Source organism: Micromonospora sp. R311, assembly GCF_056780015.1.
Map to the genome: position 1 here is coordinate 35,267 of NZ_JBSWCE010000013.1, position 24,051 is coordinate 59,317.

Consider the following 24,051-nt stretch of genomic DNA (forward strand, 5'->3'; position numbering starts at 1 on the left):
CGGAGTCAGACCCGTCGCCGGCCCAGCACCGGCACCGGCACCGGGGCGTCCTCACGGGCGAGGGCGCCGCGCCGCGACAGCCGCCAGACAGCCACTCCGGCGACGGCGACGGTCACGACGCTGAGCAGCGCGACCAGCACCGGCAGCCCGGCGCTGAACAGGACCAGGACGATGTCGCCGAGCGCGACGAGCATCCACAGCGCCACCCGGGGCCGGGCGTTCTTCCGTCGGTAACCCATGTCGTACCTCCTTCCGTCGTGCCGGTTGAGGTACCCGGGAGATCGGCAGGTCATGCCGATCAATTGGTGACCCCTACCGAGGCTGGGAGATCGACGCGCGGTTGATGTAGGCGACCTGGGCGGCGAAGGCCAGCAGAGCCAGCGCGGCACCGACGCCGATCGCCAACCCGGGCGACGGCCCCGCGAGCCCGACCAGCAGCGTCACCGCGAGCCCCACCAGCAGCGCGTTCACCGCGCCGACCATCGCCGCCGTGGTCAACAACAGCTGCGCCCGCCGCGGCGCGTTACCGACCGCCGCCCAGGTCGCCCGCATGATGCCCTCGCCCTGCACCGCGTCGGCGAAGAAGTCGTGCTCGCCGGCCAACCGGCGGTGGTAGTACGCCCGGATGCGCTGGATCCGGGCCAGGTCCAGCTCGTTCTCCACCATGTTCTGCACCAGCCGCAGGAACGTCAGCAGTCCGGTGACCACCAGCGCCGGCAGCACCGCCCCGAGGTACGGCCGGACGAGCGCGGTGTTGCTGGCGACGAAACCGAACCCGATCAGCGCGGCGGAGAGCATGGACAGGAAGACGGTCGCCCGGCCCACCGACTCGGTGACCGTCGCGCTACGCGAGGTCTGGAGCACGAAATGCTCGGTGGTCAGGGCGGTGAGCAGCGCCTGCTCGCGTTCCCCGTCGTCCATCCACCTACGATGACCTGCTCGATGCGGCGCCGGACGGAAGTTACGCGGATCAGTCCCGGCGGTCGGGCACGAAGCCCTTCGCGATCAGCTCGAAGTTGGGCAGGTTGGCCTGCCAGTCCTTGTCGGCGACCTCCCAACGGAGGGCGTAGCCGCGGTTGCTGGCCGTGACGAAGCCACGGTTACGCACCCGGATCCGGGTGTTGTCCCGGGTTTCCCGCCAATCCCAGTCCGCGCAGGTCTTCCAGAAGTCACACCGCACGATGTCGATGTACTCGTAGTCGTTGACGACGTTCTTGCGGGCCGGCTCGATCCGCTTCCAGTCGGCGTACGCGTCCGACTTCGGCGTGCTGGTCCACTGGACGAGCAGCTCCCGGACCCCGCCCGGCTCCTGGAACACCACCGTGTTGCCATCGGGCTTGCTGCGGGTCCAGCCCTCGGGCAGCGGCAACGTGAAACCGGCCGGATCCCTGTGCAGCCTCCAACCCGCGGGCAGGACCAGGCCGGCCGACGCCGACGCGGACGGGGTCGCACTGGGGGCGGCGCTGGTCGGCGGGGGCGCGGCGGGCGCCGACGTCTGCGGCGCCTGCGAGGTGGCGGGCGCGCTGGTCGGGCCAGCCTGCGGGGGGTCGCTGCCGTTCTTCCCGTCGCCGTTGCTCACCAGCGGGACGATCACCACGAGCCCGAGCAGGAGCAGCGCCACCACGACGCCGATCAGCACGTTGCGCCGGGTGTGGTCCGGCTTCGTACCGTCGGCCGGCAGCACCGGCGCGCGCCCGGACGGCGGGCTCACCGGGGCGGGCATGACGGAGGTCGGGTTCACCGGCTTGCGTGTGTCGGCCGGCGCGCCACCGGCGGCCGGCGGGTCCACCTTCGTGGTGGGGCCGGCGTCCACGCTGGTCGGCGGTTCGACCTTCGCCGTGGGGGCGACGTCCGAGGCGGGCGGGACCTTCGCGGTGGCGTCCTCGGCGGCAGCACCGGCCGCGGTCGCGGCGGCCGCCTGCGGCGCCCGGGGCGCTGGCGGGCTGACCGGCTGGTCGCGGCGCTCCGCCGGCCGCGGCGCGGGGACCAGGGGCGGGCGCGGCTCACGCGGGCCGTTCGGCCCCGGCCGGCGTACGCCGTCGAGCAGCGGGATCGTCCGCGACCGCCTGCCGCCGGCCCGGCGCAGCAGCCGCTCGGCGACCTCCGCGGTGATCCGGTCGTTCGGGTCCTTGCGCAGCAGGCCGTTGAGCACCGGCTTGAGCGGCCCGGCGTTCTTCGGCGGCGGCATCGGCTCGGTGGCGAGCGCGGCCAGCGTGGCGATCGCCGACGGCCGGGCGTACGGCGACTTGCCCTCCACCGCGGCGTAGAGGGTGGCGCCCAGCGACCAGAGGTCGGCCTCCGGCCCGGCGGTGCCGTCGCGGGCCCGTTCCGGCGCGATGTAGGCGGGCGACCCGAGCACCATGCCGGTGCGGGTGACGTTCGGGTCGCCGGGGATGGTGGCGAGGCCGAAATCGGTCAACACCACCCGGCCGTCGTTGCCGAGCAGCACGTTGCCCGGCTTCACGTCCCGGTGCATCACGCCGGCCTTGTGCGCCGCCTTCAGCGCGCCGAGCACGCCGAGCCCGATCTCCACCGCGCGGGCGGGCGGCACCGGACCGTCCTCGGCGAGAGTGTCCTGCAGGGACTTCGACGGCACGTACTCCATGACGATCCACGGGTCGCCGTCGGTGCGCAGCACGTCGAAGATGCGGACGACGTTGATGTGGTTGAGCCGGGCGATGGCCCGCGCCTCGCGCAGCGAGCGCTCCCGCATCTCGCGGCGTTCGTCGTCGGTGAGGCTGGGCGGCGGGACCAGTTCCTTGATCGCCACGTCCCGGTGCAGCACCTCGTCGCGCGCCTTCCACACCCGACCCATGCCGCCCTGACCGAGCGGCGATATCAGCCGGTATCGGTCAGCGACGAGTTGGGGAAGCGCGTTCGACATCGCAGAGACGGTACCCGGCTGCCACGACAGTCACACCGGCGGCACGCCACTGTGCGGCGTAGGTCAACTTCTGGACGCGTACGCTGACGGCATGTCTGCCGAAGAGCCGCTGTTCCGGGTCGTCCGCGGCGTGCCGACCGCCGAGGAGCTGGCCGCCCTGGTGGGCGCGATCGCCGTGCGGTCCCGGCCGGCCGCCGCCCCCGCGCCGGCCGCCGTCTCGGCCTGGGCGCGCAGCGCGCGCCCGGCCGGCGCGGCCCCGGTCGCCGGCCCCGGCGGGTGGCGCGCCTCCGGCCTGCCCCGCTGACTTTTCCGGGTACGGATCACCGCAGCTGGATCGCGGTGCCCCGGCCGCCAGGTGACCGATGTCGACGGCGTTGGGGCTGCCGCCGCCGTCGCGCAGCCATTAACCTCACTCAGGGAAACCGCGCCGTAACAGGTAGGGAGGGGCCGATGATCCCCGAGGAGGACCGTCCAGCGTCCTGGCTCCGCGGCTACGGCGGCATCGAGGCCGACATCCGCAAGATGCGCGAGTTCGCCGACAAGCTCCAGGCCGAGGTGGAGCGCAACTACGCACCGCACCTGTCGTACATCGCCGAGGACATGACGGCGAAGCTGCCCAACCCGGCGGACGCCTTCATCGAGCTGGTCGACTTCCTGCGCGCGCACCACGAGACCCAGCAGGCCACCGCCGACATGGTGTGGGGCGTGGGGGCCGCCACCGGGCACCTCGCCGCCGCCGCCGGCACCGTGGCGGGGCAGTACGCCGGCTCCGACGCCTTCTCCTCCGCCCGGGTGGTCGACGTCGAGCGGGCGCTCGCCGCCCCGGGCCCGACCGGGTCAACCGCTCCGGCGCCGGCGCTGCGAGATCCGAGCGGGCCCGAGGGCGGGCCGGTGGTGCTGCCGTGATCGAACGGGGCAACGGCCGGACGTCCGGCCTCACCGACTGGCGCCTGATGGACGTGTCGAGCATGTGGGCCTGCCTGCAGGACCACGACACCACCAACCACTGGAAGCAGGTCGCCGGCTGGCGCAAGGTCTGCGACCTGGCGCAGACCCACCTGAGCCGGCTCCAGGAATACCGGCGCGGCCTGGCCGAGGCGTGGCCGCCGGAGACCAACGAGGCCGCCCGCGCCTACCTGCGCGAGCTTGACGAGCTGATCGACAAGGTGCGGCGCACGCACGACGCCGCCGCCACCAACTACACCGCGCTCTCCGCCGCCACCCAGGCCATCGGCAGCAGCCGGGCCAAGCTCGAAAAGCTCCACCAGGAGTACGCGGTCAAGCTCCAGCAGAAGCAGGCATACGAGGCGACGGCCGCCGACCCGAAGGCGGCCATGGGCAGCCGGGTGCCGGACCAGCCGGTGACGGACGCCGACCTGGAACGGCTCAACGTCCAGGCGCGCGGCATCATGTACGGCCTCAGCGGCGAACTCCAACACGCCCAGGTAATGCTCCAGAAGCCTCCTGCGGTACGCCCTCCCCGACCGGGCATCGATCCTGCGACCTCAGACGTCTACGGCAGCGGGACCCCGCCACTGATCCCACCAATCGCCCCTGTCCCCATCGCTGCATCGATCCCCGCGGCTTCGAGCAGCAGACGACCCGCTGCCGCTGCAGGGCCAGTCCCGACGCCCAAGCCGCCAAACGTTGGGCCGGTATTGGGAGGAGCAGGAACCGGCTTGGCGGCCACGCCAACCAATACCGGGCTACAAGGCATAGCCCCAGTTACATCTCCCAGTCCAGCGCCAAACATCGTCCCCCCGTCGCTGCCCACAGGAGGTAGCCGGCCGAGCACGTCACGGCCACTGGGCAGCCAGCCGGGTCAAATAGGGCCGGGCCAGACGCCACCTGGGACCGCCCGCATCCAACCTCACGTGACACCGCCCGCTGCGCCTCGGCCGATGCCTCCAGGTGGATTGATTGGCGGGACGCCTGGCCTGGGACTTGGTCAGCCAGGCGTAGGTGCCTCTCAGCCACGGCGGGTCAACCCGATTGGTGGCGTCATCGGAGGAGGCGGGGCTGGCACGGCACCGGCCGGCGGCGCAGGGTCTCGTCCTGGCGGCGGTCGAGCTTTCCAGGCGATGCATGGCCTCCCACCGATCGGCGGCAGTCCGCCAGCTCCCAGCCCCAATATCGGCGGTGCAAACGGATTGCCCGGTCGACTTGGGCAGGCCGGCCGGAGCAGCGAGGAGCTACGCCGCTGGGACCCCGATCACCCATGGGAGACGGATCGGGGGGTGACTCCGATCGTCCGGCCACCTGACGAGGAAGGTCCGATTGACCCAGGCCCAGCAATCGGCTTTACCCGGTGAACTTCCGCCCGATTCACGTAATGCTTGCACTGCTGTCTTCGATTGCCGCACTTGTGCCAACAGCGGCTCTAGCCAATCGTGTTCATGTGACGCCAGCGCCTGCCGGCTCTGATCGGGTTCGGAGCGATCAGTGGCATCTGCGATACCTAAAGATAAGTGAAGTTCATCGGATTTCACGGGGGGAAGGCGTTACGGTCGCGGTGCCAGACACAGGTGTAGACGCACATCCCGACTTGCGCAATAATCTCTTACCCGGAAAGGATATTGTTCCAGGAGGTAGCGGTGACGGGCGAGCCGACGGCAACGGGCACGGCACCGGCATGGCAGGTCTGATCGCCGCACACGGCCGATCCGGACAGTCCGGCGCACTTGGCATCGCCCCCGAGGCCAAAATCTTGCCAATAATGTCATCGTCTCCCAACAACCTTGGGGACGCAGACGATCTAGCCCTCGCTATCGAATTCGCTATCTCAAATGGGGCCGACGTAATAAGCGTATCTAGCGGCGGCGGCTCCAGTCCGCGCCTTACGGAAGCGGTACGGGCGGCACTGTCGGCGAATATAGTGGTAGTTGCGGGAGCCGGCAACGTCCCTTCCGACAAGTCAATGGCTTACCCAGCAAGCGAGCCCGGGGTAATCGCAGTCGGCGGCATCGGCCAAGATGGCTCACACGCCGCCATTTCCGTCACTGGCCCTGACCTTGATGTGGTCGCGCCGGCGGTAGATATTTACAGCACGAGCATCGACGGCAAGTATCGGAAGGGTACCGGCACCTCTGACTCGACTGCCATCGTGGCGGGGGCGGCGGCTCTGATCCGGTCCAAGTACCCGTACCTGCCCGCGTCCGAGGTGGCGCATCGGCTTACGGCTACCGCTGTCGACAAGGGCCCGCCGGGGCGCGACGACGAGTACGGGTACGGAGTGATCGACCTGGTGGCGGCGCTGACGGCAGACGTACCGCCGCTGGGTTTTGAGTCGGCGACGGCGAGCGCACCCGCCGGCTCCGCCCCAGGCACGACGGCCGCAGCTCAGCCCGACGACGGGAACGGCAAGGCGACCGCGCGCGGGCTGGTGACGCTGGGCGTGATCTTGGCGGCCGGCGCGGGGTGGGTAGTGATCGCCCGACGCCGCCAGCGCGGCGAGGATCCGCCGCCTCGGGTAAGCCGCTGACTTCGATGCAGTCGTGGCCGACGCACCTGCGCCGGTACTGGTCCAGGGGAGGCGAGCGAACCTAGCCGGTGGTCGGTGTGGACGGTTACGGCGTGAACGGCGACACTGGCTCGAGTATCGACGTCAGGAAGTCCGTGATGACCGGCGGCAACGCACGCCCGGGGCGAACCCGCTCCAAGCCTGTTGTGGTGGCTGAACACCTGGATATGCTGCGCGGCCCGACCACCGGCGTGGTGCGCCTACCGCGACACATGAAATGGTCGGGCAACGCGGCCTACGACCTGACGCAGTCGGGACGCATCATCGACCTGTATCGCACCGTTCTCAACGAGGCCGCGAGCCCTGACGACCTGCATCGCCATCTCGATCGGGACACACTGGTGAGGCTCTGGCCACTCATCTGGTTGCCACCGGGCGTGCGGCGGGCCTGGGAAGAACGCTTCCCCGAGCTCAGGCCGGGGCCCGCGATACAGGGTTGAGACGTGGCCTGAATCGTCTGCGACATCAGCTCCACAGGGCGCACCAGACAGGTTCTCACCAGACCCACACGGGCCGATGCCGCCGCTCTGGACCTGCCCCACCCGAAAGTGAGAGTTGAGCGCCGAGTACGCCAACACGCCGGTATCGCTGGCCCTCCACATGGCCTTTTACCTGGCCTGGGCCGTCGGGGATCCGACCTGGCTGCCGGCCGGCAGCCGGCACCAGCGCTTTCTGGGATGGGTGCGATGAGCTGGCTCAGGCCCGGTGACGAGAGGTTCCACTACAGCGACGGCTCGCACAAGTGGTTCCCACCCGACCTGGACATGGACCAGGCGGAGTGGGAGGCGGACGTACGTCGGCACCAGGGAAGGCCACCTCGCGGGCGAGCAGCCACGGTTTCGCCCGCGCCGCATCTGACCAGAGGTGCCGCTCTACCGCATCTGGTCCTCTGAGACCCCACAGCGGAGGAGTGGCCGGTAACGTCGGCGACGTGCCAGACTCCACGCCACCTCGCCTCGTGCTCGCCTCGGCGAGCCCCGCCCGTCGCAAGAGCCTCCAGGCCGCCGGCATCGAGCCGGATGTGCTGGTCAGCGGGGTCGACGAATCCCTCGTCGTCGCCGACCGGGCCGAGGATCTGTGCCTGGAACTGGCCCGGATGAAGGCGCAGGCGGTGCTCACCCGGCTGCGGCCGACCGACGACCAGCGGACCCTGGTGCTCGGTTGCGACTCGGTGCTCGGCTTCGACGGCGAGATCCTCGGCAAGCCGGCGGACGCGGCGGACGCCACCCGGCGGTGGGAGCGGATGCGCGGGCGCAGCGGAGTGCTGCACAGCGGGCACTGCCTCGTCGACATCGTCGCCGGGCGCCGGGCGGAGGCGGTGGCCTCCACCACCGTGCACTTCGCGGACGTCAGCGACGACGAGATCGCGACGTACGTGGCGACGGGTGAACCGCTGGCGGTGGCCGGCGCGTTCACCATCGACGGGTTGGGCGGGCCGTTCGTGGAACGGATCGAGGGCGACCCGGGCACCGTCGTCGGGCTCAGCCTGCCGCTGCTGCGCCGCCTGCTCGCCGAGCTCGATCTCCAGATCACCGATCTGTGGACGAAGGTCGCGCCCGGCAACCAGACCGTCGAACCGCTCGGTTAGCGTCCGGTCATGACCACCAAGTCGATCCCGCTCACCGAGGAGCTGCACGCCTACCTGGTCGCGCACGGCTCCCCGCCGGACGAGATCATGCGTGACCTGGCCGAGGAGACCCGGGCGGCGCTGCCGGAGCACGCCCCGATGCAGGTGGCACCGGAGCAGGCCGCCTTCCTGACCTTCCTCACCCGGCTGCTCGGGGTGCGGCAGGCGGTGGAGGTCGGCACGTTCACCGGGCTCTCGTCGCTGGCCATCGCCCGTGGGCTGCCCGAGGGCGGGCGGCTGACCTGCTTCGACATCTCGGAGGAGTACACCGGCATCGCCCGGCGGTACTGGGCGCGGGCGGGCGTGGCGGACCGGATCGAGCTGCGCATCGGGCCGGCCGCGGACGGGCTGCACGAGTTGCCCCACGAGCGGTACCTCGACTTCGCCTTCATCGACGCCGACAAGACCGGCTACCCGATCTACTGGACGGAGCTGGTGCCGCGGATGCGCCCGGGCGGCGTGATCGCGGTGGACAACGTGCTGCGTGGCGGCCGGGTGATCGCGCCGCAGAACGCCGACGACCGGGCGATCGCCGCGTTCAACGACGAGGTGCTCGCCGATGTCCGGGTGGACGCGGTGATGCTGCCGGTCGCCGACGGCCTGACCCTGGCCCGGGTGCACTGAGCCGGGCCACCGGCGGCCCCGGTCGCCGTGGCTGGCTTGGGTCAGGCGCCGGCCGCCGCGGGCGTCGGCTCCTCGGCCGGACGCGGGGTGGGCAGCGCGCGACCGAGGCGGACGGCGAGCAGCGCGGCCGCCGCGATGAAGCCCGGCAGCAGCAGGAACGCCAGGTGCGGCCCCACGCCGTCGGCCACCCGGCCGAGTGCCACCGGCGCGATCCCGAAGCCGATCCCCATCGAGTACGACGCCCAGCCCGCAGCCCGGTCGGCGGCCGGCCCGGCCACGGCGAGCGCGATCGAGATGGCCAGCGGGTAGTGCAGGGCGTTGCCGAGGCCGAGCACGACCAGACCGGTGACCGCGAGCCAGCCGATCGGGGCCGCCCAGAACACGGTGAACCCGGCCAGCGACACGCCCAGCGCCGCGAGCAGCAGCGGCACCGGCCGGTACCGCAGCGCGATCCGGCCGCCGAGCAGCCGGCCGAGGAACATCCCGCAGACAATCGCCGCCACGGCGGCCGAGGCGGCACCGGCGGTCATGCCGGCGTGCGAGCGGAGCACGTCGGCGGTCCAGAGCGACAGGCACACCTCGATCGAGCCGGTGACCGCCATCAGCACCCAGGCGATCCAGTACGCGCGGGGCAGTCGCCGGTGCGGGCCGGCGGCGGCCGTGGAGCGGGCGGCGGGCGCGCCGCCCGGCAGGCGTACGCGGAAGGTCAGCGCGGCGAGTGCGACCAGCGCGATCAGCCCGACCTCGACGGCCATCACCGGTCGCCACCCCCACCCGGCGTCGACGCTGGTGCCGATCACCAGCGGGGCGAGGATGCCCATGCCGGCGCAGGCGGCGTTGGCCTCGGTGAGCGCGGCCGGTGCGGCGGGGCCGTGCCGGGCGGTCAGCACGACGTTGACCCCGCTGATCACCATCATGCCGAAGGTGGCGATCACGGCGACCGCGGTGAGCGTGGCCGGCAGGGCACGGAAGGTGCCGAGGGCGACGACGCCGACGGCCACCCCGGCCAGGCCGAGCCAGACGGCCGGTCCCCGGCCGAACCGCCGGGCGATCGGCGCGAAGAGCGCACCGCCGGTCAGCGCGCCGATCGCGATGCCGGTGCTGTGCAGGCCGGCGACGGCGGCCGAGGTGCCCTGCTCGTCACGGAGCAGCGGGACGACCGGGCCGAACCCGTAGAGGAAGAAGCCCCACAGACCCAGCTGGGCGTAGGTCAGCCAGGTGATCCGGTCACGGGTGAGATGGGGCACCGGCCTTACGCTACAAGCGCTCGACCGGCGCCCCACCCTCGGTGAGAGGCAACTCTCTGGTCAGCGGACGCTCCGGGCGAACTGGCGGGCGGCCCAGAAGACACCGGCCGCGGCCAGCACCGCGATGATGCTCAGCCCCTGCCAGACCTTGTCATCGCCGAGATCGCCGGCGAAGAGCGCGCGGGTGCCGTCGACCGCCCAGGAGAACGGGTTCCAGTCGGCGATGCCCTGCAGCCAGCCGGGCGCGAAGGTGAGCGGGAGCAGGATGCCGGAGAGCAGCAGCACCGGCTGCGCCACGGTGTTCATCAGCGGGGCGAGGGCGTCCTCGCTCTTGACCTTGAGCGCCACGCCGTAGGAGACGGCCGAGGTCATCAGCGCGATCAGGGCGAGCATGAGGTACGCCAGCAGCAGGTCGCCGATGAAGACCCGCAGGTCGAACAGGAGCGCGAGCAGGGTGATGATCACTGCCTGCACGATCAGCGAGACCACGTCGCGCAGCGAGCGGCCGAGCAGCAGGGCCAGCCGGCTGACCGGGGTGACCCGGGAGCGTTCGATGACCCCGGCGCGCAGCTCGGCGATCAGGCCGAAGCCCTGGAACAGGCCGCCGAAGATGGCCAGCAGCACCAGCAGGCCGGGTACGAAGATCTTGTAGGCCTCGGCCTGGCTGGGCGCGTTCAGCGCCGGCTTCAGCAGCGGGGCGAAGAGCAGCAGGTACATCACCGGCTGGAAGACGCCGACGAAGACCCAGACCGGGTTGCGCAGCAGCAGCTGGAGCTGGCGCTGGAAGATCAGCCAGGTGTCACGGGCGAGTTTCATGAGGTCTCTCCGGATGGGGGTCAGGACTCGCGCAGCGAGCGGCCGGTCTTGGTCAGGAAGACGTCGTCGAGGCTGGGCCGGTGCAGCTCGATGGAGTTCAGCGCCAGGCCGGCGCCGTCCACCCGGCGCAGGATCTGCGGGATGGCGGTGGCGCCCTCGTCGACGTAGAGCCGCAGCCCGCCCTCGTCGGCGGTCTCCAGCTTGTTGACGTACGGCTCGCTGTCGAGCAGCTGCGCGGCCTGCGGGGTGGCCGCGACGTCCAGCCCGAGCAGCACGACGTCGCCGGAGATCTCGCGCTTCAGGTCGGCCGGCGTGCCCTCGGCCACCACCTCGCCGTGATCCATGATCGCGATCCGGTCGCAGAGCGCGTCGGCCTCGTCCAGGTAGTGGGTGGTGATGAAGACGGTCATGCCCTCGGTGCGCAGCCGCCGGATCTCGTCCCACATGTGCGCCCGGCTCTGCGGGTCGAGGCCGGTGGTCGGCTCGTCCAGAAAGACGATCTTCGGCTCGTGGATGATGCCGAGCGCGATCTCCACCCGCCGCCGCTGGCCGCCGGAGTAGGTCTTGCACTTGCGGTCGGCGAACTCGGTGAGCTGGAAGGCGTCCAGGGCGCGGGCGGCCCGCCGGTGCGCCTCGGCCTTGCCGATGCCGTACATCCGGGCGTGCAGCACCAGCTCCTCGCGGGCGGTGGACTCGTCCCAGGTGCTGCCGCCCTGGGCCACGTAGCCGATCCGGCGGCGCACCTCGGCCGGATCCTTGCGCAGGTCGGCCCCGGCGATGCTGGCCTCCCCGCCGTCCGGCTCGATCAGCGTGGCCAGCATCCGCAGGGTGGTCGTCTTGCCGGCGCCGTTCGGGCCGAGGAAGCCGAAGATCTCGCCCTCGGCGACCTGCAGGTTGACCCCGCGCACCGCGTCGACGGTCTTGGTCTCCCGACCCGCACGGGAGCGGAACGACTTCCGCAGCCCTCTGGTCTCGATCATCTCTGCTCCTGGTCGTCCGGGCCGGCAGCGGCCGGCCGGCTGTCCCATGGGGACGGACGCCGGACGGCGCGCTCCCCCGTGTGCCGCGAAGAGGCTAACGCGATATAGCTTCTATGGTCAACGTTGATTATTCGACTCCCGGCTGTCGTGGCGGCAGGCGCTCCTCCCAGCCGTCCCAACCCTCGGCCCGTTCGAGCCCATCAGGCAGGTACGACACCCCCGACTCGATCCGTTCGGCGATCCGCTCGCACCAGGCGATCTCCGCCTCCGACCGGGCCGTCCAGAGCTCGAACATCCAGCCCACGTGCACCGGCTTGGTCTCGCGCATCCAGTCAGAGTTCAACGACGTCCGCATCCACTCGACACCGGCGCGCATCAGGTTGGCCCGGTTGCGCAGCGCCGCCGCCGCCTCCTCGCGAGGCATCGCCGGCAGGAAGGAGAAGGCGGCCGCGAACGGGTCGGGCGGCTCGTCCAGCCGCCACCAGAGCCCGCGCAGCAGCGTCTCGAACTCCTCCTCGCCCTTCGGGGTGACCTCGTAGGTGGTGCGGGCCGGGCGGGCGCCGACCTGCTCGGTGGCCACCTCGCGCAGCAGCCCCTCCTCGGTCAGCTTGCGCAGGGCGTGGTAGATCGATCCCGGTTGCACGTTGGCCCACTTGTCGGCGTTCCAGCTGAGCAGCTCGCGGCGGACGTCGTAGCCGTGCACCGGCTGCATCCAGCGGACCAGGCCGAGGATCATCATTCGGGTGGCAGACACCGGTCAAGCGTAATAAGCAAGTTTGACTAAGGCGCCTCCGGACAGTGCGGCATCCCACACTGAGCGATCGTTAGGGCCGTCAGAGTGGCCGATACACTCCCGGTCAGTAACCCTCCGGGAGGAGTCACCAAGGTGCGCAAGGTACTCATCGCCAACCGCGGCGAGATCGCCGTCCGCGTCATCCGTGCCTGCCGGGACGCCGGCCTGGGCAGCGTCGCGGTCTACGCGGACTCCGACCGGGACGCCCTGCACGCCACGCTCGCCGACGAGGCGTACGCCCTCGGCGGGGACACCGCCGCCGAGTCGTACCTGCGCATCGACAAGCTGCTGGAGGTCGCCGCCAAGGCCGACGCCGACGCGGTGCACCCGGGCTACGGGTTCCTCTCCGAGAACGCCGACTTCGCCCAGGCGGTCATCGACGCCGGGCTGACCTGGATCGGCCCGACGCCGCAGGCGATCCGCGACCTCGGTGACAAGGTCACCGCCCGGCACATCGCCCAGCGTGCCGGCGCGCCCCTGGTCCCCGGCACCCCGGACCCGGTCGGCAGCGCCGACGAGGTGATCGCGTTCGCGGTCGACCACGGCCTGCCGGTCGCCATCAAGGCCGCCTTCGGCGGCGGCGGGCGCGGGCTCAAGGTGGCCCGCACCATGGAGGAGATCCCGCACCTGTTCGAGTCGGCCACCCGCGAGGCGGTGGCCGCCTTCGGCCGCGGGGAGTGCTTCGTCGAGCGCTACCTGGACAAGCCCCGGCATGTCGAGGCGCAGGTGCTGGCCGACCAGCACGGCAACGTGATCGTGGTGGGCACCCGCGACTGCTCGCTGCAGCGGCGGCACCAGAAGCTGGTCGAGGAGGCCCCCGCGCCGTTCCTCACCGACGCGCAGCGCGCCCAGATCCACGACAGCGCCAAGGCGATCTGCCGGGAGGCCGGCTACCACGGCGCCGGCACAGTGGAATACCTGGTCGGCGCGGACGGCACCATCTCCTTCCTGGAGGTGAACACCCGCCTCCAGGTCGAGCACCCGGTCACCGAGGAGACCGCCGGCATCGACCTGGTCCGCGAGCAGTTCCGGATCGCCGACGGCGAGAAGCTGCGGTTCACCGCGGACCCGACCCCGCGCGGGCACGCGATCGAGTTCCGGATCAACGGCGAGGACCCGGGCCGCAACTTCCTGCCCGCCCCCGGCACGATCACCGCGCTGCGCCTGCCCACCGGCCCGGGCGTGCGGGTGGACACCGGAGTCTCGGCGGGCGACGTGATCGGCGGCAACTTCGACTCGCTGCTGGCCAAGGTCATCATCACCGGTGAGACCCGCACCGAGGCGATCGAGCGGGCCCGCCGGGCACTGGACGAGATGACGGTCGAGGGGATGGCCACCGCGCTGCCGTTCCACCGGCTCGTGGTGCGGGACGAGGCGTTCACCGCCGAGCCGTTCACCGTGCACACCCGGTGGATCGAGACCGAGTTCGACAACACCGTACCGCCGTTCACCGCCGCCGCCGGCGTCGCCGAGGCGCCGGTCGAGCGGGAGACCGTCGTGGTCGAGGTCGGCGGCAAGCGGTTGGAGGTGGTGTTGCCCGCCGGCCTCGGCGGGGGTACGGCCGCCGCCGCGCCCGCCGCCGCCCGCAAGCCGGCCCGCCGGGGTGGCGGGGCGAAGGCCGGTGCCACGGTCAGCGGCGACGCGCTCACCTCCCCGATGCAGGGCACCATCGTGAAGATCGCGGTCGCCGACGGCGACACCGTGGCCGAGGGCGACCTGGTCGTGGTGCTGGAGGCGATGAAGATGGAGCAGCCGCTGCACGCCCACAAGGCCGGCACGGTCAGCGGCCTGAGCGCCGAGGTCGGCGCGGTGATCACGGCGGGCGCGGCCATCTGCACCATCGCCTGAGCCGGCGCACCCCCTCCCGTCGCGACGGGAGAGGCCTCAGCGCAGCGTCTCGGCGGCCACCTCGCGTACCGCTGCGGTGAGGGCATTCAACACGTCCGACTCCAGCCGCCAGTGCTGCCAGTAGAGCGGGATGTCCAGGTGCCGGTCGGGCGCGAGGTCGACGCAGCGCCCGGCCGCCAGGTCGGCGTCGGCGATCTGCTCGGGGACCAGGCTCCAGCCGAGCCCCAACCGGATCGCCTCGCTGAAGGCGGGCACCGACGGCACGTAGTGCACCGGCGGTTCCAGCGGTCGCCCGGCCACCGCGCGCAGGAACCGGTGCTGCACCCGGTCCTTGCGGTCGAAGACCACGAGCGGCACGGTGGCCATCGCGGCCGGGGTCAGCCCGTCCGCGAAGTGGGCGGCCGCGAACTCCGGCGCGGCCAGGGCGCGGTAGCGCATCGCCCCGAGCCGGATCACCCGGCAGCCCTGCACCGCCTCCCGCTGGGCGGTGACCGCCGCCGTCACCGAGCCGTCCCGGAGCAGTTCGGCGGTGTGGTCCTGGTCGTCCTGACGCAGGTCGAAGAAGAGCCCCGCCCGCTGCGGCAGCCGGGCCAGCGCGGCCGGGAACCAGGTGGCCAGCGAGTCCGCGTTGACCACCACGGCGACCCGGGTGCGCCCCCCGCCGGCCAGCGGGCCCCGCGCGTCGGCCAGCGCCTCCCGTTCCAGCAGCGCGAGCTGGCCGGCCAGCCGCAGCAGCGGCCGGCCCGCCTCGGTCGCCGCGCACGGCCGGGTGCGGCGGACCAGCACCTGGCCGACCGCCTCCTCCAGCGCCTTGACCCGCTGGCTGACCGCCGACGGGGTGATGTGCAGCAGCCGGGCGGCCGCCTCGAAGCTGCCCTCGGCGACCACGGCGGCGAGCGTACGCAGTTGGGCCGAGTCGAGTCCGGTCATAAGTTCAGCTTAAGCCGCGTCAGAATGTTTAGTTGGACTCATGATCCGTGCCGGCTCTAGCGTCGTGACGTGCTCACCTCCGCCGTCGCCGGGTTCTCCATGTCCATCGCGCTGATCGTCGCCATCGGCGCCCAGAACGCCTTCGTCCTGCGCCAGGGATTGCGCCGCGAGCACGTGGTACCCGTGGTCCTCACCTGCGCCGCCTCGGACGCGCTGTTGATCGCGGCCGGCATCGCCGGGGTGGGCACGCTGGTGACCGGGCGGCCCGGGCTGCTGACGGCGATCCGCTGGGGCGGCGCGGTGTTCCTGCTCTGCTACGCGGCGCTCGCCGCCCGCCGCGCCCTGCGCCCCGGCGCGCTGCTGCCCACCGAACGACCGCCGGCCACCCTGCGGGCGACCCTGCTCGCCTGCGCCGCCTTCACCTACCTGAACCCGCACGTCTACCTGGACACCGTGCTGCTTCTCGGCGGGATCGCCCAACAGCACCCGCACCGTTGGGTGTTCGGCGTCGGCGCCGCGCTGGCCAGCGTGGTCTGGTTCACCGCGCTGGGCGTCGGGGCGCAGCGACTGGCCCCGCTGCTCGCCCGTACCGTCGCCTGGCGGCTGCTGGACGGCGTGATCGCCGTCGTGATGGCCGCGCTGGCCGTCGCGCTGCTGCTCGGCTGACCGGGCCGGCGAGTGTTTTCCGTGACCACCGGGGGCGGGCGGGCCGCCGGTCGCGGATGATGGCCGGGTGCGGTTCCTTCATGGCGCGGTCCCCGCGCACGACCTGACCTACAACGACGTCTTCATGGCGCCGGCCCGCTCCGACCTGGGCTCGCGGCTCGACGTCGACCTGGCCACCGGCGACGGTACGGGCACCACCATCCCGCTGGTGGTGTCGAACATGACCGCGGTGAGCGGCCGGCGGATGGCCGAGACGGTGGCCCGGCGCGGCGCCATCGCGGTGATCCCGCAGGACATCCCGATCGAGGTGGTGGCGAACGTCGTCGCCTGGGTCAAGCAGCGGCACCTGGTGCACGACACCGCGATCACCCTCGGCCCGACCGACACCGTGGGCGACGCGATCCACCTGCTGCCGAAGCGGGCGCACGGGGCGGTGATCGTGGTCGACCCGGCGGGCCGGCCGCTGGGCGTGGTGACCGAGGCGGACACCGTGGGCGTCGACCGGTTCGCCCAGCTGCGCCACGTGATGTCGACCGAACTGCACACCGTCCCGGCGGACGCCGACCCGCGGACCGGCTTCGACCGGCTCTCGGCGGGCCGGCGGCGGCTCGCCCCGGTGGTCGACGCCGAGGGCCGGCTGGTCGGGGTGCTCACCCGGCAGGGCGCGCTGCGCGCCACGCTCTACAAGCCGGCGGTCGACGACCGGGGGCGGCTGCGGATCGCCGCGGCGATCGGCATCAACGGGGACGTCACCGGCAAGGCGGCGGCCCTGCTGGAAGCCGGGGTGGACACGCTGGTCGTGGACACCGCGCACGGGCACCAGGAGCGGATGATCTCCGCGCTGCGGGCGGTCCGCAAGCTGGACCCGGCGGTGCCGGTGGCGGCCGGCAACGTGGTCACCGCCGAGGGCGTACGCGACCTGGTGGAGGCGGGCGCGGACATCGTCAAGGTGGGCGTGGGCCCGGGCGCCATGTGCACCACCCGGATGATGACCGGGGTGGGCCGGCCGCAGTTCTCCGCGGTGCTCGACTGCGCGGCGGCGGCCCGCGACCTCGGCCGGCACGTCTGGGCCGACGGCGGCGTCCGGCACCCGCGGGACGTGGCGCTCGCGCTGGCCGCGGGCGCGTCGAACGTGATGATCGGCTCCTGGTTCGCCGGCACCTACGAGTCCCCCGGCGACCTCTACACCGAGCCCGACGGCCGGCGGTACAAGGAGAGCTTCGGGATGGCCTCGGCCCGGGCGGTCAGCGCGCGCACCGCCGACGACAGCGCGTACGACCGGGCCCGCAAGGCGGTCTTCGAGGAGGGCATCTCCTCGGCGCGGATGTACCTGGACCCGAACCGGCCGGGCGTGGAGGACCTGATCGACGAGATCATCGCCGGGGTCCGCAGCGCCTTCACCTACGCCGGGGCGCGGAACCTCGCGGAGTACCACGAGCGGGCCGTGGTCGGCGTGCAGAGCACCGCCGGCTACACCGAGGGGATGCCGCTGCCCACCAGTTGGTGAGCCCGCCGCCACCGCGATCGGTACGGCGCCCGGCCGGGCGCCGTACCGGTCAGCTCTGGCGCAGCGGCGGCATCGGCACCGGGACGGCCAGTGCGGTGGCCCCGGCGCCGACCCCGCCCTCGCAGGTGTACGGCGGCACCGTGCCGATGCCCCGGGTGGAGGGGCGCTCGGCGGCCCAGAACATGAAGCCGAGCATGCCGGCGGTCGCGCCCGCGCCGTTCGGGGCGACCGTCTGGACGTACGGAGCGGTGGCCCGCTGGACCGACGCGGCCCAGTCGACGCACTCGGGCAGCGCCCGGCCGCCGTAGGCGATGTAGATGCCGCCGGTGAACTTGGCCGGGGCCAGCGGCGGCACCGGCGGGCTGTACTGCGGCTTGCCGTCGACGTGCTCCTGCCAGTTGGCCTGCGCGCTGCTCGCCGAGGCGGGCCGGGCGGTCACCATCGCGTTGGCGTAGTCGAGCACCGGCCGGTCGGTGCGCAGCCAGTCGGCGGTCGCCTTGCGGTTCAGCGCGATCAGCCAGCGGTCGCCGGCCGCCACGTCGATGGTGAGCCGGGCCTGGGGCCGGGTGCCGCTGGCGTCGTACGGGTGCACGGCCCGGTAGGCGTCGATGAACGCCTGGAGCGCGGTCAGGTTCGGGTTGGTGTTCTGCTCGTAGTCGATCTCGATGCCGACCCCGAGCCGGGTGGCCACCGCGGCGGCACGCTGGCCGAACAGCGTCGGGTTCTCGGCGAGCGCGGCGTCCCAGTCGTCGGTGTAGGTGATCCCGCCGATGGAGAGCATGACCCGGATGCCCCGCGAGGTGAAGTAGTTGACGATCTCGGGGGTCATCCCGCGCGGCACGCCGTCGAGGGTGGCCTGGTCGGTGGTCTGCCGCAGCAGCGCCAGCGGGTTGACGAAGCTGAGCACGACCAGGTTGACCGAGGGGCGGCCGTCGCCCCGGTCGACCAGCCAGTGGTTCTGGGCGTCGAACTCGGCGACGCCGCGGACGGTGCCCCAGGTGCAGAAGTCGTTGCCGCAGTGCCACGCGCCGTAGATCTGCACCGGGCTTGCGGCCTGGGTCGCCATGCCGGCCGGGGGTGCGGCGCCGGCCGGGGCCGGGCCGGCGGCGGCCGGTGGGGCCGCCGTGACCAGGACGAGCAGGGCAACCACGAACAGGACGGACCGTCGCATGGGCACCTCCGCGAGGCATCGGTGCACATTGTTTACAGTAAGGCCGTCACCTTCGTCAATGTCTGCCCGCGCCTAGCCGAAGAGGCGGGCGATCACCGTCCGGGCCGCCTCCCGGGGGTCGTCGCCGATCCGGGCCGGCAGCGCGCCGGAGAGCCACAGCGTGGCGAAGCCGTGCACGATCGACCAGGCGGCCAGCGCGTCCTGCCCCGGGTCGGCGCCCCGCGCCCGCCGGCCGGGCAGCGCCGCCACCCCCGCGTAGAGCGCCGCCCGGGCCCGGTCGTTGGCCGCCCGCACCTCGGCGACGTCGGCCCGGTAGAGCTCCGGGCGGAACATCACCTCGAAGTGGGCGCGGTGCCCGACCGCGAAGTCGACGTACGCGACACCGGCCTCCAGCATGTCGCCGCCGGCGCCGTGCAACCGGTCGGCCAGCAGGTCGAAGCCCTCGACGGCGAACGCGGTGAGCAGCCCCGCCTTGTCTCCGAAGTGGTGTGCCGGCGCGGCGTGCGAGACGCCCGCCCGGCGGGCCAGGTCACGCAGGCTGAGCGCGCTGACGCCGGATTCCTCGATCGCCTGCACCGCTGCCGCGAGCAGGGTGCGCCGCAGGTCGCCGTGATGGTAGCCACGCGTGCCGGTCATCCCGGAATCCTAACTTGCCATTGACAAGATGACACCCGGAGGGGCAATCTTGTCGGCGACAAGATTGGTTTCCCTGGGAGGTACCGATGGCTCCGCTGATCGCACTCGTCGCCGGCACCGCGCTCGCCCGGCTGGCCGGGCTGCTGGGCGTGGCCGCGCTCGACGGCTGGCACCCCGCGCTGCGGGTGGGGCTGGCGCTGATGTTCGTGGTGACCGGCATCGCGCACTTCGCCCCCGCCTACCGGGCGGACATGATCGCGATGGTGCCGCCCGCCCTGCCCCGGCCCGACCTGCTGGTCACGGTCACCGGGGTGCTGGAACTGGTGGGCGCGGTCGGGCTGCTGCTGCCGGCGACCGCCCGCTGGGCCGCGGCCGGACTGGCCCTGCTGATGCTGGCCATGTTCCCGGCCAACGTCTCGGCGGTGCGGCGCGGGCTGACCCTGGGGGGTCGACCGGCGACCCCCCTCGGGCCGCGGACGGTGGAGCAGGTCTTCTTCGTCGGCGTGGCCGCCGCTATTTCGTTTGGGTCCTGACAATCAGGGGGCTAACCTAACCTGGTGAACCTGGTCACCCTCAACGACGTGCCGATCGGTCGCCTCCTGGTGGTCGCCGGCCATGTGGTCAGCCAGAAGTGGAACCGCTTCCTGGCCGAGAAGTTCAACCTCACCCAGGCCGGCATGGTCACCCTGATGACGCTCGACAAGCACGGCGCGCTGCCGCACGGCGAGGTCGCCCAACGGTGCTTCGTCCGGCCAGCCACCCTGACCGGCATCATCGACACCCTCGAACGCGACGGGCTGGTCGAGCGGCAGCGCGACGAGAGCGACCGGCGCAGCGTCCGGCTCGCCATCACCCCCACCGGCCGGGAGCGGCTGGCGGCGGTCACCACCCTGATCCAGTCCAATCCTCCGCTCACCTCGGTCGACGCCGATCCGGCGAAGGCCGCCGTGATCCGGGCGTTCCTGCTGGAGGTCATCGGCAGTGGAGAGGAACCACCCATGACGGGCACCGCCGGCCTGCCGGGAGGTCCGGCGTGCTGATCCGACTGCTCCGCGACAGCCTGCGTCCCTACCACCGGCCGCTGAGCGCGGTGGTGCTGCTCCAGTTCGTCGGCACCATGGCCTCGCTCTACCTGCCCAGCCTCAACGCCGACATCATCGACCTCGGCGTGGCCCGCGGTGACACCGACTACATCCTGCGCACCGGCATGTGGATGCTGCTGGTCAGCCTGGTGCAGATCGTCTGCGCGATCGCGGCGGTCTACCTCGGCGCGCGTACCGCCATGGGCTTCGGGCGGGACGTGCGGGCCGCCGTCTTCGCGCACGTCAACCGGTTCTCCGCCCGCGAGGTCGCCCGGTTCGGGGCGCCGTCGCTGATCACCCGCAACACCAACGACGTCCAGCAGGTGCAGATGCTCGTCCTGATGAGCTGCACCATGCTGGTGGCCGCCCCGATCATGAGCGTCGGCGGCGTGGTGATGGCACTCCGCGAGGACGTCGGCCTCTCCTGGCTGATGCTGGTCTGCGTACCGGTGCTGGCCGTCGCGCTGGGGCTGGTGATCCGCCGGATGGTGCCCGGGTTCCGGCTCATGCAGACCCGGATCGACACGGTCAACCGGGTGCTGCGCGAGCAGATCACCGGCATCCGGGTGGTCCGGGCGTTCGTCCGCGAGCCGTACGAGACGCGCCGCTTCGCCGCCGCGAACGCCGATCTGACCGCGACCGCGCTGCGCACCGGCCGGCTGCTGGCGCTGATCTTCCCGGTGGTCATGCTGGTGCTCAACGTCTCCAGCGTCGCGGTGCTCTGGTTCGGCGCGCAGCGGGTGGACGCCGGGGCGATCCAGGTCGGCGCGCTGACCGCGTTCCTGCAGTACCTCATGCAGATCCTGATGGCGGTCATGATGGCCACCTTCATGATGATGATGGTGCCGCGCGCGGCGGTCTGCGCGGAACGCATCGTCGAGGTGCTGGACACCGACTCGTCGGTGCTGCCTCCGGCGAGCGAGGTCACCGAGGTGCCGACGCGGGGCGAGTTGGAGCTGCGCGGGGTGCGGTTCCAGTACCCGGGCGCGGCCGAGCCCGTGCTGCGCGACGTGTCGTTCCGGGCCGTCGCCGGGACGACCACGGCGATCATCGGCAGCACCGGCGCGGGCAAGACCACCCTGCTGTCGCTGATCCCCCGGCTGGTCGACGTGACGGCCGGCGCGGTGCTGGTCGACGGGGTGGACGTCCGCGAGCTGGCGCCGGACGAGTTGTGGCGCCGGATCGGCCTGGTGCCGCAGCGGCCGTACCTGTTCACCGGCACCGTGGCGAGCAACCTGCGCTACGGCAACCCGGACGCCACCGACGCGGAGCTGTGGTCGGCACTGGAGATCGCCCAGGCGCGGGACTTCGTCGAGGCGCTGCCGGAAGGGCTGGACGCCCCGATCGCGCAGGGCGGCACCAACGTCTCCGGCGGGCAGCGGCAGCGGCTGGCGATCGCCCGCGCGCTGGTCCGCCGGCCGGAGATCTACCTCTTCGACGACTCGTTCTCCGCGCTCGACCTCGGCACCGACGCGCGGTTGCGGGCGGCCCTGCGGCCGGTCACCGCCGACGCCGCCGTGGTGATCGTGGCGCAGCGGGTCTCCACGATCGTCGACGCCGATCAGATCATCGTGCTGGAGGACGGGGGCGTGGTCGGAGTGGGCCGACACGAACAACTGCTGAAAACCTGCCCGACCTACGCGGAGATCGTCGCCTCGCAGCAGACGGCGGAGGTGCCGGCATGAGCGACCGCAGCGAGCGGGCGAGCGTTCCGGCGCAGAAGCCGGCCGCCGACGCGCCGGCGCCGAAGCGGTTGCCCGGCGGCGGCCAACGCGGCGGGCCGCCCTGGGCGGGCGCGGGAATGCCCACCGAGCGGTCGATGAACTTCGGCCCGTCCGCCCGGCGGCTCCTCGGCCGGCTCCGGCCGCACCGGCTCCAGTTGACCGCGATCATCGCGTTGGCGGTGGTCAGCGTCGGGCTCAGCGTGATCGGGCCGAAGGTGCTCGGCCACGCCACCGACCTGATCTTCACCGGGGTGATCGGCCGGCAACTGCCGGCGGGCACCACCACCGAGCAGGCGGTGGCCGCGGCCCGGGCGGCCGGCAACGACAGCTTCGCCGACATGCTCGCCCGGATGGACGTGGTGCCCGGCGTGGGCATCGACTTCGCCGCGCTGGGCCGGGTGCTGCTGCTGGCGCTCGGGCTCTACCTCGCCGCCAGCCTCCTGCTGTGGTGGCAGGGTTGGCTGCTCAACGGCGTGGTGCAGCGGACCGTGCTGAAGCTGCGCGCCGACGTGGAGGACAAGCTCAACCGGCTGCCGCTGCCCTACTTCGACCGGCAGCCCCGCGGCGAGCTGCTCAGCCGGGTCACCAACGACATCGACAACATCTCGCAGAGCCTGCAGCAGACGCTGAGCCAGCTGCTCACCTCGCTGCTGACCGTGGTCGGCGTGCTCGCCATGATGTTCTGGATCTCGCCGTTGCTGGCCCTGGTGGCCCTGGTCGCGGTGCCGCTGTCGGTGCTGGTCACCCAGCGGATCGCCAAGCGGTCGCAGCAGCAGTTCATCGCCCAGTGGACGCACACCGGCCAGCTCAACGGCCAGATCGAGGAGGCGTTCACCGGTCACGAGCTGGTCAAGGTCTTCGGCCGGCAGCGCGAGGTCGAGGCCGCCTTCGCGGCCAAGAACGAGGAGCTGTTCCGGGCCAGCTTCGGCGCCCAGTTCATCTCCGGGATGATCATGCCGGCGATGATGTTCATCGGGAACCTCAGCTACGTGGCGATCGCCGTGGTCGGCGGCCTGCGGGTGGCCACCGGAGCGATGAGCCTCGGCGACGTGCAGGCGTTCATCCAGTACTCCCGGCAGTTCACCCAGCCGCTGACCCAGGTCGCCTCGATGGCCAACCTGCTCCAGTCCGGGGTGGCCTCGGCCGAGCGGGTCTTCGCGGTGCTCGACGCCGGGGAGCAGAGCCCGGATCCGGCCGAGCCGACCCGGGTACGCGACCCGCACGGACGGGTCGAGTTCGAGCACGTGTCGTTCCGGTACGCCCCGGACAAGCCGCTGATCGAGGACCTGTCGCTGGTGGCCGAGCCCGGCCACACGGTGGCCATCGTCGGGCCGACCGGAGCCGGCAAGACCACCCTGGTCAACCTGGTCATGCGCTTCTACGAGCTGGACGCCGGCCGGATCACCCTGGACGGGGTGGACATCACCACCATGCGCCGGGACGAGCTGCGCGGCCGGATCGGGATGGTCCTCCAGGACACCTGGCTCTTCGGCGGCACCATCCGGGACAACATCGCCTACGGGCGGCCGGACGCGGGAGAGGAGGAGATCCTGGCCGCGGCCCGGGCGACCTTCGTGGACCGGTTCGTACGCAGCCTGCCGGACGGCTACGACACGGTGATCGACGAGGAGGGCAGCAACGTCAGCGCGGGCGAGAAGCAGTTGATCACCATCGCCCGGGCGTTCCTCGCCGAGCCGTCGTTGCTGATCCTGGACGAGGCGACCAGCTCGGTGGACACCCGTACCGAGGTGCTGCTCCAGCGGGCGATGGCCGCGCTGCGGTCGGACCGGACCAGCTTCGTGATCGCGCACCGGCTCTCCACCATCCGGGACGCCGACCTGATCCTGATGATGGAGGACGGCCGGATCGTCGAGCAGGGCACGCACGAGGAACTGCTCGCCGCCGGTGGCGCGTACCACCGGCTGTACCAGGCCCAGTTCGCCCAACCGGTGGTCGACGAGCAGGTCGACGCCGCGCCGGTCGCGGGGTAGTCGGG

General features: G+C 72.1%; 24 protein-coding genes. 13 read left to right on the plus strand and 11 right to left on the minus strand.

The genetic code is table 11. The features are described 5' to 3' along the window. Nucleotides 1-5: 5 nt before the first annotated feature. The 3 genes from AC1WTP_RS13295 to AC1WTP_RS13305 form a co-directional block, all read right to left on the minus strand. Entirely contained in the window at nucleotides 6-239 is a 234-nt protein-coding gene (locus AC1WTP_RS13295; protein WP_481649541.1) for a hypothetical protein, read from the minus strand. A gap of 73 nt (nucleotides 240-312) precedes the next feature. After that, a complete protein-coding gene (locus AC1WTP_RS13300) occupies nucleotides 313-921 on the minus strand; it encodes a hypothetical protein (protein ID WP_481649542.1) in 609 nt (202 codons plus the stop codon). A gap of 49 nt (nucleotides 922-970) precedes the next feature. After that, on the minus strand, nucleotides 971-2,884 hold the full coding sequence (locus AC1WTP_RS13305) for a serine/threonine-protein kinase (RefSeq protein ID WP_481649543.1): 1,914 nt from the start codon (nucleotides 2,882-2,884) through the stop codon (nucleotides 971-973). A gap of 91 nt (nucleotides 2,885-2,975) precedes the next feature. On the opposite strand from AC1WTP_RS13305, the gene AC1WTP_RS13310 reads away from it, so the two are divergent. Continuing rightward, complete coding sequence (locus tag AC1WTP_RS13310; RefSeq protein WP_481649544.1) at nucleotides 2,976-3,188, plus strand: acyl-CoA carboxylase subunit epsilon; 213 nt, start codon at nucleotides 2,976-2,978, stop codon at nucleotides 3,186-3,188. 146 nt (nucleotides 3,189-3,334) lie between these two features. After that, nucleotides 3,335-3,790, plus strand: coding sequence for a hypothetical protein (locus AC1WTP_RS13315; RefSeq protein ID WP_481649545.1), 456 nt, complete (start codon nucleotides 3,335-3,337; stop codon nucleotides 3,788-3,790). A gap of 292 nt (nucleotides 3,791-4,082) precedes the next feature. On the opposite strand, the gene AC1WTP_RS13320 is transcribed toward AC1WTP_RS13315, so the two are convergent. Further along, nucleotides 4,083-4,220 carry a hypothetical protein gene (locus AC1WTP_RS13320; protein ID WP_481649546.1) on the minus strand — a complete coding sequence of 46 codons (138 nt, stop codon included), beginning with the start codon at nucleotides 4,218-4,220 and terminating at the stop codon, nucleotides 4,083-4,085. A 996-nt stretch (nucleotides 4,221-5,216) separates the two neighbouring features. Between AC1WTP_RS13320 and mycP the strand changes: the two genes are divergently transcribed. The 4 genes from mycP (at nucleotide 5,217) to AC1WTP_RS13340 (ending at nucleotide 8,655) form a co-directional block, all read left to right on the plus strand. Next, nucleotides 5,217-6,365, plus strand: coding sequence for a type VII secretion-associated serine protease mycosin (gene mycP, locus AC1WTP_RS13325; protein ID WP_481649654.1), 1,149 nt, complete (start codon nucleotides 5,217-5,219; stop codon nucleotides 6,363-6,365). Nucleotides 6,366-6,457: 92 nt separating this feature from the next. Then, on the plus strand, nucleotides 6,458-6,844 hold the full coding sequence (locus AC1WTP_RS13330; protein ID WP_481649547.1) for a hypothetical protein: 387 nt from the start codon (nucleotides 6,458-6,460) through the stop codon (nucleotides 6,842-6,844). 491 nt (nucleotides 6,845-7,335) lie between these two features. Then, a complete protein-coding gene (locus tag AC1WTP_RS13335; RefSeq protein ID WP_481649548.1) occupies nucleotides 7,336-7,992 on the plus strand; it encodes a Maf family protein in 657 nt (218 codons plus the stop codon). Nucleotides 7,993-8,001: 9 nt separating this feature from the next. Then, nucleotides 8,002-8,655 (plus strand): O-methyltransferase, encoded by a 654-nt coding sequence (locus AC1WTP_RS13340; RefSeq protein ID WP_481649549.1) that lies wholly within the window; start codon nucleotides 8,002-8,004, stop codon nucleotides 8,653-8,655. A gap of 41 nt (nucleotides 8,656-8,696) precedes the next feature. On the opposite strand, the gene AC1WTP_RS13345 is transcribed toward AC1WTP_RS13340, so the two are convergent. From AC1WTP_RS13345 to AC1WTP_RS13360, 4 genes are all read right to left on the minus strand, one after another. Beyond that, entirely contained in the window at nucleotides 8,697-9,902 is a 1,206-nt protein-coding gene (locus tag AC1WTP_RS13345) for an MFS transporter (RefSeq protein WP_481649550.1), read from the minus strand. 60 nt (nucleotides 9,903-9,962) lie between these two features. Next, complete coding sequence (locus AC1WTP_RS13350; protein ID WP_481649551.1) at nucleotides 9,963-10,718, minus strand: ABC transporter permease; 756 nt, start codon at nucleotides 10,716-10,718, stop codon at nucleotides 9,963-9,965. 20 nt (nucleotides 10,719-10,738) lie between these two features. Continuing rightward, nucleotides 10,739-11,698 (minus strand): ATP-binding cassette domain-containing protein, encoded by a 960-nt coding sequence (locus tag AC1WTP_RS13355; protein WP_447135182.1) that lies wholly within the window; start codon nucleotides 11,696-11,698, stop codon nucleotides 10,739-10,741. Between the two features lie 127 nt (nucleotides 11,699-11,825). After that, nucleotides 11,826-12,437 carry a PadR family transcriptional regulator gene (locus AC1WTP_RS13360; RefSeq protein WP_481649655.1) on the minus strand — a complete coding sequence of 204 codons (612 nt, stop codon included), beginning with the start codon at nucleotides 12,435-12,437 and terminating at the stop codon, nucleotides 11,826-11,828. 147 nt (nucleotides 12,438-12,584) lie between these two features. Here AC1WTP_RS13360 and AC1WTP_RS13365 point away from each other — a divergent pair, with 147 nt between their 5' ends. After that, nucleotides 12,585-14,339, plus strand: coding sequence for an acetyl/propionyl/methylcrotonyl-CoA carboxylase subunit alpha (locus tag AC1WTP_RS13365; protein WP_481649552.1), 1,755 nt, complete (start codon nucleotides 12,585-12,587; stop codon nucleotides 14,337-14,339). Between the two features lie 36 nt (nucleotides 14,340-14,375). Here AC1WTP_RS13365 and AC1WTP_RS13370 read toward each other — a convergent pair whose 3' ends face one another. Continuing rightward, nucleotides 14,376-15,269: a LysR family transcriptional regulator ArgP gene (locus tag AC1WTP_RS13370; RefSeq protein WP_481649553.1), complete on the minus strand. Its 894-nt coding sequence runs from the start codon at nucleotides 15,267-15,269 to the stop codon at nucleotides 14,376-14,378. Nucleotides 15,270-15,338: 69 nt separating this feature from the next. Here AC1WTP_RS13370 and AC1WTP_RS13375 point away from each other — a divergent pair, with 69 nt between their 5' ends. Beyond that, nucleotides 15,339-15,935: a LysE/ArgO family amino acid transporter gene (locus AC1WTP_RS13375; RefSeq protein WP_481649554.1), complete on the plus strand. Its 597-nt coding sequence runs from the start codon at nucleotides 15,339-15,341 to the stop codon at nucleotides 15,933-15,935. 67 nt (nucleotides 15,936-16,002) lie between these two features. After that, nucleotides 16,003-17,442: a GuaB1 family IMP dehydrogenase-related protein gene (locus AC1WTP_RS13380; RefSeq protein ID WP_447135178.1), complete on the plus strand. Its 1,440-nt coding sequence runs from the start codon at nucleotides 16,003-16,005 to the stop codon at nucleotides 17,440-17,442. A 49-nt stretch (nucleotides 17,443-17,491) separates the two neighbouring features. Here AC1WTP_RS13380 and AC1WTP_RS13385 read toward each other — a convergent pair whose 3' ends face one another. Further along, nucleotides 17,492-18,613 carry a glycoside hydrolase family 18 protein gene (locus AC1WTP_RS13385; RefSeq protein WP_481649555.1) on the minus strand — a complete coding sequence of 374 codons (1,122 nt, stop codon included), beginning with the start codon at nucleotides 18,611-18,613 and terminating at the stop codon, nucleotides 17,492-17,494. Nucleotides 18,614-18,685: 72 nt separating this feature from the next. Further along, the gene (locus AC1WTP_RS13390) at nucleotides 18,686-19,249 is read right to left on the minus strand and encodes a TetR/AcrR family transcriptional regulator (protein WP_481649556.1); all 564 of its coding nucleotides are present in this window, start codon (nucleotides 19,247-19,249) and stop codon (nucleotides 18,686-18,688) included. A gap of 86 nt (nucleotides 19,250-19,335) precedes the next feature. Between AC1WTP_RS13390 and AC1WTP_RS13395 the strand changes: the two genes are divergently transcribed. Genes AC1WTP_RS13395 through AC1WTP_RS13410 form a run of 4 tightly spaced genes read left to right on the plus strand, consistent with a single transcriptional unit; the run spans nucleotide 19,336 to nucleotide 24,046 of the window. After that, complete coding sequence (locus AC1WTP_RS13395; protein WP_481649557.1) at nucleotides 19,336-19,782, plus strand: DoxX family protein; 447 nt, start codon at nucleotides 19,336-19,338, stop codon at nucleotides 19,780-19,782. 24 nt (nucleotides 19,783-19,806) lie between these two features. Then, on the plus strand, nucleotides 19,807-20,289 hold the full coding sequence (locus AC1WTP_RS13400) for a MarR family winged helix-turn-helix transcriptional regulator (RefSeq protein ID WP_481649558.1): 483 nt from the start codon (nucleotides 19,807-19,809) through the stop codon (nucleotides 20,287-20,289). After that, nucleotides 20,283-22,016, plus strand: coding sequence for an ABC transporter ATP-binding protein (locus AC1WTP_RS13405; RefSeq protein ID WP_481649559.1), 1,734 nt, complete (start codon nucleotides 20,283-20,285; stop codon nucleotides 22,014-22,016). The genes AC1WTP_RS13400 and AC1WTP_RS13405 overlap by 7 nt, the downstream gene beginning before the upstream one ends. After that, nucleotides 22,013-24,046, plus strand: a complete 2,034-nt coding sequence (locus AC1WTP_RS13410) for an ABC transporter ATP-binding protein (protein WP_481649560.1) — start codon at nucleotides 22,013-22,015, stop codon at nucleotides 24,044-24,046. The genes AC1WTP_RS13405 and AC1WTP_RS13410 overlap by 4 nt, the downstream gene beginning before the upstream one ends. The last annotated feature ends 5 nt before the right edge of the window (nucleotides 24,047-24,051 follow it).

Coding starts and splice junctions, on each gene's coding strand:
- AC1WTP_RS13340 (WP_481649549.1), top strand. CDS start 8,002: ATGACCACCAAGTCGATCCCGCTCACCGAGGAGCTGCACGCCTACCTG.
- AC1WTP_RS13395 (WP_481649557.1), top strand. CDS start 19,336: ATGGCTCCGCTGATCGCACTCGTCGCCGGCACCGCGCTCGCCCGGCTG.
- AC1WTP_RS13295 (WP_481649541.1), bottom strand. CDS start 239: ATGGGTTACCGACGGAAGAACGCCCGGCCCCGGGTGGCGCTGTGGATG.
- mycP (WP_481649654.1), top strand. CDS start 5,217: ATGCTTGCACTGCTGTCTTCGATTGCCGCACTTGTGCCAACAGCGGCT.
- AC1WTP_RS13350 (WP_481649551.1), bottom strand. CDS start 10,718: ATGAAACTCGCCCGTGACACCTGGCTGATCTTCCAGCGCCAGCTCCAG.
- AC1WTP_RS13390 (WP_481649556.1), bottom strand. CDS start 19,249: ATGACCGGCACGCGTGGCTACCATCACGGCGACCTGCGGCGCACCCTG.
- AC1WTP_RS13370 (WP_481649553.1), bottom strand. CDS start 15,269: ATGACCGGACTCGACTCGGCCCAACTGCGTACGCTCGCCGCCGTGGTC.
- AC1WTP_RS13315 (WP_481649545.1), top strand. CDS start 3,335: ATGATCCCCGAGGAGGACCGTCCAGCGTCCTGGCTCCGCGGCTACGGC.
- AC1WTP_RS13305 (WP_481649543.1), bottom strand. CDS start 2,884: ATGTCGAACGCGCTTCCCCAACTCGTCGCTGACCGATACCGGCTGATA.
- AC1WTP_RS13355 (WP_447135182.1), bottom strand. CDS start 11,698: ATGATCGAGACCAGAGGGCTGCGGAAGTCGTTCCGCTCCCGTGCGGGT.
- AC1WTP_RS13385 (WP_481649555.1), bottom strand. CDS start 18,613: ATGCGACGGTCCGTCCTGTTCGTGGTTGCCCTGCTCGTCCTGGTCACG.
- AC1WTP_RS13360 (WP_481649655.1), bottom strand. CDS start 12,437: ATGATGATCCTCGGCCTGGTCCGCTGGATGCAGCCGGTGCACGGCTAC.
- AC1WTP_RS13320 (WP_481649546.1), bottom strand. CDS start 4,220: ATGGCCGCCTTCGGGTCGGCGGCCGTCGCCTCGTATGCCTGCTTCTGC.
- AC1WTP_RS13300 (WP_481649542.1), bottom strand. CDS start 921: ATGGACGACGGGGAACGCGAGCAGGCGCTGCTCACCGCCCTGACCACC.
- AC1WTP_RS13310 (WP_481649544.1), top strand. CDS start 2,976: ATGTCTGCCGAAGAGCCGCTGTTCCGGGTCGTCCGCGGCGTGCCGACC.
- AC1WTP_RS13410 (WP_481649560.1), top strand. CDS start 22,013: ATGAGCGACCGCAGCGAGCGGGCGAGCGTTCCGGCGCAGAAGCCGGCC.